Genomic DNA, 9,378 nt, shown 5'->3' with positions numbered 1-9,378 from the left:
GGCGCGGCGCAACGAGGCGCTGCCGCTGAAGTCGACGTAGACCGCCGGTGTGGTGTGATCCAGCGCGGCGAGCTCGTCGTAGCTCAGCACCTCGTCGTAGCAGCCGAGCGAGCGGGTGAAGCCGAGGTTGCCCGCCGAGGTCAGCCCGACGATGCGCAACGCCCCCGCCTGCCCGCGCCGCTGGGCGAGGCAGAAGGCGGTGCCGTAGGCGGTCTTGCTGGAGGCGCTGGACAGCAGCACCTGCGCGGCGCCGAAGCCGCCGTTGTCGGCGAGGAAGTCGTCGATCAGGAACGAGGTGGTGAACAGCGGCCGCAGCAGCGCCTGCTCGGCCTCCCGCTCTGCGCGGTAGCCGGGATCGGCGCTGCAGCGCGCGTAGTGGTTGTAGATGGTGTGCAGCGCGCGGCGGTGTTCGGCACCGTCGAGGAATCCGGCGGCGTTGGTGCGCGCCGGTTGCACGATCAGCTCGTCGGCCAGCGGGAAGTAGCCGTAGAAGCGTTCGCCGACTTGCACCTCGGGATGCGTCGATTCGACCACCTCCCCGAAGCCCCACACCGGCAGGCAGCCGGTGGTGACGTCGCCGGTGGGGAAGAAGTCCCAGTAGTGCATCGCCTCGCCGAAGGCCGCGTAGGTGATGTTGTTGGCGGTGAGGGCCACGCGGTCGATGCGCAGGCGCACTTCGCCATCGGCCAGCGCGCGCGAGGGAAGCTGCTCCCAGCGGGTGCGGTGCAGGTCGTGGCGTTCGATGATCAGGCGCAGCGTCATGGCGAAGTCCTTGGTGCGGGCCGCCTGCGGCGACTAGCATCGAGTATCGCGTCTGAGGGCCCGACCATGCAGCATGTCAGCTTCCCCGACGGCAGTTCGGCGCCGGCCCTGGGCCTGGGCACCTGGCGCATGGGCGAATCGGCGCGCGAGCGCGCGCGCGAGGTCGCCGCGGTGCGCCTGGCGCTGGAGATCGGCTACCGCGTGATCGACACCGCAGAGATGTATGGCGAAGGGGGCGCGGAGGAAGTGGTCGGCCAGGCGCTGGCCGAGGCGATGCGCGCCGGCACCGTCACGCGCGACGAAGTGTTCGTCGTCAGCAAGGTCTACCCGCACAACGCCAGCCGCGCCGGCGTGCGCGCGGCCTGCGAGCGCAGCCGCCGCCGGCTCGGGCTGGACCGCATCGATCTCTACCTGCTGCATTGGCGCGGCGCGCATCCGCTGGGCGAGACGGTGGCGGGCTTCGAGGCGCTGGTCGGAGGCGGCGAGATCGCCCGCTGGGGCGTGAGCAACTTCGACGTCGACGACATGGAGGAACTGCTCGCGCTGCGCGGCGGCCGGGCCTGCGCGGCCAACCAGGTCTACTACTCGCTCGGCGAGCGTGGCGCGGGCTTCGCGCTGCTGCCCTGGCTGCAGCGCCACGGCATGCCGTTGATGGCCTACTGCCCGATCGACCAGGGCGTGCTGGCGGGCGCGCGGCCCCTGGCCGAACTCGCCGCACGCCACGGGGCCACCGCCGCGCAGCTGGCGCTGGCCTGGGCGATGGAGCAGCCGGGGGTGATGGCGATCCCGAAGGCGGTGCGGGAGTCGCACCTGCGCGAGAACCTCGCGGCGACGTCGATCACGCTGGGCCCCGATGATCTCGCCGAACTCGACGCGCTGTTCGCACCGCCGCGCCGCAAGACCGCGCTGGCGATGGTCTGAAGAAGGGCGCCCCGGCAGGCGCGAAGGCCTGCGGGGCGCAGAGGGCGGCTCATCGCCGCATCACAGGCGCGTCACGCCCGGCAGCCAGCCGACCAGCTGGCCGTCGAGGTACAGCGCGCCTTCGGGGGCGCCGGCCTCGGCGTAGAACTCCAGCCGAGGATCGGTGGTGTGCCGCGCCGGCGAAGCGGCCAGGCGACGGGCCAGGCGGGCCAGCACGGCGCTGGCGCTGCGCAGCACGCTCGCGGCGGCGTGGCGGGGAACGGAAGTGGCGCTGGGCGCTTCGGCGAGCGGGCTCCAGCGGTGGGCTTTCGGACTCATGGTCGTCTCCAGCGCGCGGCCATGCCGCGCGGAATCAAGGGCTGTGGGTCATCTGTTTGAGTTCGCGCTGCAGCGCGCGCTGGCCTTCCTGCCGCACGAGTCGGCTGCCGGCGCGGTGCGAACCGGCACGGCGGAAGTGGGCGGGCGCCACCAGCGGGTTGCGGGGCTTCAGGGTCTTCACGGTGATCTTCATGAACGGTTCTCCTCGGGTCGGCCGGCGAGGCCTGAAAACACGACGGCCCGGGTGCTGCGAGCAACCCGGGCCGTCGTGGCGGACGCGGCGAATGGCAGCGTCAGCCCGGTGCGGGGCGGCGGTTGCAGTCAGCGGTCGGGAACGGCAGGCGGCGCATCGGGCGTCGGAAAGGTGGTTCGGCGGGGTGTCGTCGGGCGCCTTCGGCTGCCGCGACTTGCGCGCATGATAAAGGATTGATTATCTTTGGCAAGATCCCTTGATCTAGGGATCAACACCGATGCCGGCGCGCCCGGCGCTCAGCGCTTCTTCTTCAGCGGCGCGACGCCGGCCTGTGTGCGCGTCCACAGGTCCATGCTCTCCTCGGCCGGCGGGGCGGCGGGCTTCGCAGGTGACGGCGCGGCCGGCGGCGCCGGCGCCAGCACCTCGCCGAGCAGGTCGAGCAGCCGCGTGCGGGCACGCTGCGGATGGCGGCGGTAGTAGGTGAGCACCAGGCCGACGATGAAGCGCTCGTCGTCGTCCTGCGGCACGTTGTGCGGGGGCTCCTCGGCGGGTGCCGCGGCGCCGGCCCCGCCCGCGCCGTGCGGCTGGTCCATCCAGCCGTGCGGCTTGTGGCACAGCACCTCGAACTGGCGCGCCAGCCGTTCGCCGATCTGCCGCGAGCGGCCCTTGATCTGGCTCCAGTAGCTGGGCTGGATCTGCAGCCGCTCGGCGAAGCGACGCTCCAGGCCGCGCAGCGTGGCGGCGTCCGGATGCTTCACCGTCGCCTGCACGAATTCCTCGAACAGCAGCAGGGCGTTGTCGAGGCGGATCTGGGCGACGTCGCGCACACCGGGGGTCATGCCCCGATGATAAAGGCCCGTTGAGCAAGCCTGGCGCCAGCCGGGCGCGAGACAATCCGGCCCCGTTCCGCACCTCGACCCTTCACGATGACGACGCTCGGCACCCCACTTTCGCCCTCCGCCACCAAGGTCATGCTGCTGGGCAGCGGCGAACTCGGCAAGGAGGTGCTGATCGCGCTGCAGCGCCTGGGTGTCGAGACCATCGCGGTGGACCGCTACGACCACGCGCCCGGCCAGCAGGTGGCCCATCACGCACGCACCATCGCGATGAGCGACCCCGAGCAGCTCAAGGCGCTGATCGAGGCCGAGCGACCGATGCTGGTGGTGCCCGAGATCGAGGCGATCGCCACGCCGATGCTCGAGCAGCTCGAGGCGCAGGGCCTGGTGCGTGTGATTCCCACGGCGCGTGCTGCGCGCTTGACCATGGACCGCGAAGGCATCCGCCGCCTGGCCGCCGAGACGCTGCGGCTGCCGACCAGCCCGTACCGTTTCTGCGATTCGCTGGAGGAACTGCAGGCCGCCATCGATGCCGGCATCGGCTACCCCTGCATTGTGAAGCCGGTGATGAGCAGCTCCGGCAAGGGCCAGAGCAGGATCGACGGTCCGCAGGACGTCCGGCGCGCCTGGGACTACGCGATGGCTGGAGGCCGCGTCGCCAAGGGCCGGGTGATCGTCGAGGGCTTCATCGCCTTCGACTACGAGATCACGTTGCTGACGGTGCGCGCGGTCGATGCGCGCGGCAACGTCGAGACGCACTTCTGCGATCCGATCGGCCACGTGCAGGTCAGCGGTGACTACGTCGAGAGCTGGCAGCCGCACCCGATGAGCGAGGCCGCACTGGAGCGGTCGCGGCTGATCGCCGAGGCGGTGACTTCGGACCTCGGCGGCCTGGGCCTGTTCGGCGTGGAGCTGTTCGTCAAGGGTGACCAGGTCTGGTTCAGCGAGGTCTCCCCGCGGCCGCACGACACCGGCATGGTGACGATGGCCACGCAGTGGCAGAACGAGTTCGAACTGCACGCCCGCGCCATCCTCGGCCTGCCGGTGGACACCTCGCTGAAGACGCCGGGCGCCAGCGCGGTGATCTACGGCGGCGTGGAGGCGCAGGGCATCGTCTTCGACGGTGTCGACGCCGCGCTGCGCGTGCCCGGCACCGAGCTGCGCCTGTTCGGCAAGCCCGAGAGCTTCGTCAAGCGCCGGATGGGCGTGGCCCTGGCCCGCCACGGGGACGTTGAGGTCGCGCGGCAGCGCGCCAAGCAGGCGGCTGCGTGCGTGAAACCGCGGGCGACCTGAGAGCGGCCACCGAGAATGCCATTTCTTGCCGAATTTGATAAATGAATTCGGCCGATATGAACATCTGAGTCCGTTTTTCGGCAAAGTGGAGGCTCGCCTGCAGGCTTGCCTTCCGTGACTGCCGTTTCTGCTCCACCCTCTGCTTCTCCTCCACCGGCCTGGCGGCCGGTTCACGCACTGGTGGCGGTCGCCATCGTGCTGCTCGCCCTGCTGTGGCTGTCGGTCGGCTGGATCGCCGACTCCCGCCGCGACGAAGCCCTGCGCGCCGAGTTCAAGCAGAACGCCAACGTCGCCCGCGTCCTGCAGGAGCAGACCGAGCGCGTGATCGCCACCGTCGACCAGGCCACGCGCCGTGTCGCCGATGCAGTGGCGGCCCACCCGGAGCAGTCTCCCGACCTGGTGCGCTTCGCCAACGAGACTGGCCTGGCGCCGAAGATCCTGGTGCAGCTCTCGCACGTGTGGGCCGATGGCCGCTTCGCCGCCAGCAACCTCGACCCGACCGGCGAGAAGACCGGCCACGTCGACCTCTCCGAGCGTGAGCACATCCGCATCCACCTGTCGCCGCAGATGCAGGCCGAGCGCGAGAAGCTGCTGCCGGCCAACGGCCTGTTCATCGGCAAGCCGGTGCTGGGCAAGGTGTCCAAGCGATGGACCATCCAGCTCACTCGCCGCATCGTCGGCCGCGACGGCGGCACGCTCGGCGTGGTGGTCGCCTCGCTCGACCCGGCCTACTTCGAGGAGGTCTACGCCCGTGTGCAGCTGGGCCGCAGCGGCGGCGTGGCGCTGGTCGGGCTCGATCGCGGCGTGCGCGCCCGCGTCATCGGCGGCCAGCCCGCGGGCATGGGCACGGTACTCGGCGAGAACAGCGTTTCGGCACGGCCCGATCTCGGTACCGAGGGCAGTGTGACGACGCTCAGCAGCGTCGACGGCATCGAGCGCCTGTACGCCTACCGCGCGATCAGTGGCTACCCGCTCAACATCTTCGTCTTCACCGGCAGCGACGAGGCGCTCGACGCCTGGCGCATCGGCCGCAACGTGATGTTCTCGCTGGCTGCGGCGCTCTCGCTGCTGATCGTCGCGGTGCTGGCGCTGACGGGCCTCGGCTTGCGCCGCCAGGAGCGCAGCAACCAGGCGCTGCGCGCCAGCGAGATGCAGGCGCAGGCGGCCAACCGTGCCAAGACCGAGTTCCTCGCCGCCATCTCGCATGAGCTGCGCACGCCGCTGACCAGCATCCGCGGCTTCGCCGAACTGATGGAGCGGCGCATCGAGCACCCGGTGTTCAAGGACCAGGCCTCGATGATCCGCAAGGGCGCCGAGCACCTGAATACGCTGCTCACCGAGATCCTCGACCTGACCAAGGTCGAGGCCGGCGCCATGCCCATCGTGCGCGAACCGCAGGACCTGCGCCGTCTGGTGGGCGACGTCGGCGAATTCTTCGAGGTGGCCGCCGCGGCCAAGGGCCTGGCCCTGGCCGTGCGCGTGGCCGACGACGTTCCGGCCAGCGTGCTCTGCGACGGCCTGCGCACCAAGCAGATCCTCAACAACCTGCTGTCCAATGCCGTCAAGTTCACCGAGCAGGGCGGTATCGGCATCGAAGTGGAGCGTCGCGGCGACGAACTGCTGCTGCAGGTGGTCGACAGCGGCCCGGGCATTCCGCACGAGCAGCAGGAGTTGATTTTCGAGAAGTTCCGCCAGGGCAGCGAGCGGGTGAGCTACCAGCACGGCGGCACCGGTCTCGGCCTGGCTCTGTCGCGGGCGCTGGCCGAGCTGATGGGCGGCCGGCTGAGCGTCGAATCCGAGCCGGGCCACGGGGCGCGCTTTACGCTGGCCCTGCCGCTGGCCTGAACCCCGTTGTGGTTTCCGGTGCAACCCGGCAGGAATTCGTCACACCGGAGAGAAGTGATGCCGTTTTCCTGGTCCTGATTGAGTACCCTTGGGGGCACAAGAACAGGGGACCAGGATGGACATGGGATTCGCTTGGGGCCTGGCCGCTGCCGGCCTGGCGGCGGGGGTGACGATCGGCTGGATGCTGGCGCGCACGCGCGGCATGGCCGGATTGAACGAACGCGTCGAGCGCGCCGAACACGCGCTCAAGGAAGAGCGCTCACGCGCCCAGTCGGCGGTGGCGGCGGCCGAGGCCGCCGCCAAGCGCGACGTGGCCGCCATCCAGGCCGAGATGACCAGCCGCGTCGAGCGGCTCAGTGCCGAACACCGCGCCGAGACCGAGAAGCTGGCCCGCCACCTCACCGAGGCCTATGACGAACTCGACGGCCTGCGTGCCAAGGCCGACGCCGCCAGGCACCAGCAGCCCGGCGACACCGCCCACGGCTTCGCGGCCACGCTACCGCTGAGCCAGCTCTAGCCGCGGCAGCGCTCAGCGCACCGCCAGGCGGGTTGAGCGCGGCGCGTCCTTCTTCGGCAGCGTGAGCGTCAACACGCCGTTGTCGAACTTCGCCTCGGCGGCCTGGGCGTCCACGGCCTGCGGCAGCTCGAAGGCGCGCGCATACGACTCGTGGCTGCGCTCGCTGTACAGCACACGCTCGCCTTCCTTGCGCTCGCTCTGGCTGGACACCCTGGCGCTGATCGAAACGTAGGCGCCGTCGATGTCGATGGCGATGTCTTCCTTCTTCGCGCCGGGCAGCTCGGCACGGACCTCGTAGGTGCCGTTGCGTTCGGTGACGTCGATGCGGGCGCGCGACACCAGCGACGAGCCGCTGCGCTGGCTGGCCAGCTCGTTGAACATGGCGTCGACCAGACTGAACGGATCGCGCGACAGCGCAGCACCCTGCGTGGCAGGGCGGGACAGCAGAGAGAACATGGCAACCTCCTTCTTGGCAGAGGCGGCAGACGGCCGCCGATGCCCAGGAGATAGGGCGCGACGGCGCGGCTTCAAGGGCCGCATGGTGCGCGCCTGAGCCTGATCAACCGGCGCGGCTCAGTCGTCCTCGCGCGGCTTGAACTGCGCCGCGAGCTGCGCCTGCACCGTGGGCGGCACCGCCTCGTAGTGGCTGAGCGCCAGCGTGTAGCGGCCCTGGCCGCCGGTCATGCCGTTCAGCCGCGCCTGGTAGCCGTTGAGCTCGGACAGCGGTATCTGGCCGCTGACCACCATGCCGCCGCCGGCCAGCGCCTGCGTGCCGCTGACCTGCCCGCGCTTGGCCGAGAGGTCGCCGGTGATGTCACCCATCGCGCCTTCGGGCGCGGTGATCTCGACCTTGACGATGGGCTCGAGCACGATCGGGCGCGCCTTCATGACGGCGTCGACGAAGGCCTTGCGGCCCGCGGTGGCGAAGGCGATGTCCTTGGAATCGACGCTGTGCGACTTGCCGTCGTAGACGATCACGCGCACGTCCTTGACCGGGTAGCCGGCCACCACGCCGGCATCGAGCGCCTGGCGCACGCCCTTCTCGACCGCCGGGATGAACTGCGTCGGAATGGTGCCGCCCTTGACCTGGTCGACGAACTCGAAGCCCGCGCCGCGAGGCAGCGGCTCGATCTTCAGGTAGACCTCGCCGAACTGCCCGGCGCCGCCGCTCTGCTTCTTGTGGCGGTGGTGGCCCTCGGCCGGAGCGGTGATGGTCTCGCGGTAGGCGATCTTCGGCGGCCGGGTGCTCACCTCGCACTTGTAGACCTCGGTCATGCGCTCGAGCAGGGTGCGCAGGTGCAGCTCGCCCAAGCCGTAGACCACCGTCTCGTTGGTCACCGCCACATGCTCCACCTTCAGGCACGGATCCTCGTCGACCAGTTTCTGCAGGATCTCCCACATGCGCTGCTCGTCGCCGCGCCGCTTCGGCTCGATCGCCAGGCCGTGCACCGGCACCGGGAAGGGCAGGGGCTTGAGGTGCAGGTGGTCGTCCTCGGCGGCGTCGTGCAGCACCGCGTCGAAGTGGATCTCGTCGACCTTGGCCACCGCGCACAGGTCGCCCGGCACGCCGCAGGGCACCTCGACGTGCTCCTTGCCCTGCAGCATGAACAGGTGCCCCACCTTGAAGGGCTTGCGGCCGTCGCCGATGTAGAGCTGGCTGTCCTTGGTGACCGTGCCCTGGTGGATGCGGAAGATGCCCATGCGGCCGACGTACGGATCGACCGTGACCTTGAAGACGTGGGCGATCACGTGCATGGACGGGTCGGGGTCGGCATGCAGTTCCTTCGCCTGCGCGCCCTCGCCCTTGTAGAACTGCGGCGGGTTGCCCTCGCCCGGATGGGGCAGCAGCAGCTCGATCACGTCGAGCAGTTCGGCCACGCCGGCGCCCGTGCGCGCCGAGACGAAGCACACCGGGATGAGGTGGCCCTCTCGCAGCGCCTGCTCCAGCGGTGCGTGCAGCTCCTTCGGGTCGACGTCGCCGTCATTGAGGTAGCGATCGACGAAGGCGGCGTCCACCTCCACCACCTGCTCCACGAGCGCGCGGTGCGCGTCGGCCACCGAGCCGAAATCGCTCGCGCCTTCGGTGTTGAAGAAGCAGTCGACCACCTTCGAGCCGCCGGCGGCGGGCAGGTTCAGCGGCAGGCACTCCTTGCCGAAGGTCTCGCGGATCTGCGCCAGCAGCACCGGCAGGTCGACGCCTTGCGCATCGATCTTGTTGACGATCACCATGCGGTCCAGCCCGCGCTCGGCCGCCCAGGCCATCATGCGCGTGCTCATGGCCTCGATGCCGGTGGCCGCGTTGACCACCACCGCCGCGGTCTCCACCGCCTCCAGCGCGGTCATCGCCTGGCCGACGAAGTCGGGGTACCCGGGCGTGTCGATCAGGTGGATGCGCGTGCCGCGGTGCTCCAGGTGCATCAGCGCCGAGTTCAGCGAGTGCTGCACGCGGCGCTCCATCGGATCGAAGTCGCTGACGGTGGTGCCCCGTTCCAGGCTGCCCGTCGCGCCGATGGCGCCGGCGCGGTGCAGCAGCGCTTCCGCGAGGCTGGTCTTGCCCGCGGCCGATTGGCCGACGAGCGCCAGCGTGCGGATGCGCTCGATGGCGCGGGTATCGCGGGCAGTGGGGCTGGGGGTGCTGGCGGCCATGACGCGCTCCTTGGTGAGGCGCGTCTCCTGCGCCTGGGGTGGGCGGG

At 70.4% G+C, this 9,378-nt stretch carries 10 protein-coding genes; 4 read left to right on the top strand and 6 right to left on the bottom strand.

The window, feature by feature from the left end; genetic code table 11:
- On the bottom strand, nucleotides 1–762 hold a 762-nt coding region (locus AB7U92_RS15260), incomplete at its 3' end, for a DUF2855 family protein (RefSeq protein ID WP_428578483.1).
- Between the two features lie 66 nt (nucleotides 763–828).
- Between AB7U92_RS15260 and AB7U92_RS15255 the strand changes: the two genes are divergently transcribed.
- Nucleotides 829–1,683: an aldo/keto reductase gene (locus AB7U92_RS15255; protein ID WP_428578480.1), complete on the top strand. Its 855-nt coding sequence runs from the start codon at nucleotides 829–831 to the stop codon at nucleotides 1,681–1,683.
- Between the two features lie 60 nt (nucleotides 1,684–1,743).
- Here the strand turns inward: AB7U92_RS15255 and AB7U92_RS15250 are convergent, their stop codons facing one another.
- The 3 genes from AB7U92_RS15250 to AB7U92_RS15240 all read right to left on the bottom strand — a co-directional run bounded on the left by AB7U92_RS15250 (nucleotide 1,744) and on the right by AB7U92_RS15240 (nucleotide 3,033).
- Complete coding sequence (locus AB7U92_RS15250; protein WP_428578478.1) at nucleotides 1,744–2,001, bottom strand: hypothetical protein; 258 nt, start codon at nucleotides 1,999–2,001, stop codon at nucleotides 1,744–1,746.
- 34 nt (nucleotides 2,002–2,035) lie between these two features.
- Entirely contained in the window at nucleotides 2,036–2,194 is a 159-nt protein-coding gene (locus tag AB7U92_RS15245; RefSeq protein ID WP_428578475.1) for a hypothetical protein, read from the bottom strand.
- Between the two features lie 296 nt (nucleotides 2,195–2,490).
- Complete coding sequence (locus AB7U92_RS15240) at nucleotides 2,491–3,033, bottom strand: hypothetical protein (RefSeq protein ID WP_428578472.1); 543 nt, start codon at nucleotides 3,031–3,033, stop codon at nucleotides 2,491–2,493.
- 87 nt (nucleotides 3,034–3,120) lie between these two features.
- Between AB7U92_RS15240 and purT the strand changes: the two genes are divergently transcribed.
- The 3 genes from purT (at nucleotide 3,121) to AB7U92_RS15225 (ending at nucleotide 6,685) form a co-directional block, all read left to right on the top strand.
- Nucleotides 3,121–4,323 carry a formate-dependent phosphoribosylglycinamide formyltransferase gene (gene purT / locus AB7U92_RS15235; RefSeq protein WP_428578469.1) on the top strand — a complete coding sequence of 401 codons (1,203 nt, stop codon included), beginning with the start codon at nucleotides 3,121–3,123 and terminating at the stop codon, nucleotides 4,321–4,323.
- Nucleotides 4,324–4,503: 180 nt separating this feature from the next.
- Entirely contained in the window at nucleotides 4,504–6,168 is a 1,665-nt protein-coding gene (locus tag AB7U92_RS15230; RefSeq protein WP_428578466.1) for an ATP-binding protein, read from the top strand.
- Nucleotides 6,169–6,289: 121 nt separating this feature from the next.
- Complete coding sequence (locus AB7U92_RS15225) at nucleotides 6,290–6,685, top strand: hypothetical protein (protein ID WP_428578463.1); 396 nt, start codon at nucleotides 6,290–6,292, stop codon at nucleotides 6,683–6,685.
- A 12-nt stretch (nucleotides 6,686–6,697) separates the two neighbouring features.
- On the opposite strand, the gene AB7U92_RS15220 is transcribed toward AB7U92_RS15225, so the two are convergent.
- A complete protein-coding gene (locus AB7U92_RS15220) occupies nucleotides 6,698–7,141 on the bottom strand; it encodes an Hsp20/alpha crystallin family protein (RefSeq protein WP_428578460.1) in 444 nt (147 codons plus the stop codon).
- Nucleotides 7,142–7,258: 117 nt separating this feature from the next.
- On the bottom strand, nucleotides 7,259–9,331 hold the full coding sequence (gene fusA, locus AB7U92_RS15215; protein ID WP_428578485.1) for an elongation factor G: 2,073 nt from the start codon (nucleotides 9,329–9,331) through the stop codon (nucleotides 7,259–7,261).
- Nucleotides 9,332–9,378: the final 47 nt, after the last annotated feature.

This window comes from Piscinibacter sp. (assembly GCF_050175855.1).
Lineage (GTDB): Bacteria > Pseudomonadota > Gammaproteobacteria > Burkholderiales > Burkholderiaceae_C > Piscinibacter.
Note: the sequence above shows the minus strand (reverse complement) of the source record. Positions and strands in the feature narration are given on the sequence as shown.

Excerpts from the sequence above, each read along its gene's own strand:
- AB7U92_RS15255 (WP_428578480.1), top strand. The coding sequence starts at position 829 with ATGCAGCATGTCAGCTTCCCCGACGGCAGTTCGGCGCCGGCCCTGGGC.
- AB7U92_RS15250 (WP_428578478.1), bottom strand. The coding sequence starts at position 2,001 with ATGAGTCCGAAAGCCCACCGCTGGAGCCCGCTCGCCGAAGCGCCCAGC.
- AB7U92_RS15245 (WP_428578475.1), bottom strand. The coding sequence starts at position 2,194 with ATGAAGATCACCGTGAAGACCCTGAAGCCCCGCAACCCGCTGGTGGCG.
- AB7U92_RS15240 (WP_428578472.1), bottom strand. The coding sequence starts at position 3,033 with ATGACCCCCGGTGTGCGCGACGTCGCCCAGATCCGCCTCGACAACGCC.
- purT (WP_428578469.1), top strand. The coding sequence starts at position 3,121 with ATGACGACGCTCGGCACCCCACTTTCGCCCTCCGCCACCAAGGTCATG.
- AB7U92_RS15225 (WP_428578463.1), top strand. The coding sequence starts at position 6,290 with ATGGGATTCGCTTGGGGCCTGGCCGCTGCCGGCCTGGCGGCGGGGGTG.
- AB7U92_RS15220 (WP_428578460.1), bottom strand. The coding sequence starts at position 7,141 with ATGTTCTCTCTGCTGTCCCGCCCTGCCACGCAGGGTGCTGCGCTGTCG.
- fusA (WP_428578485.1), bottom strand. The coding sequence starts at position 9,331 with ATGGCCGCCAGCACCCCCAGCCCCACTGCCCGCGATACCCGCGCCATC.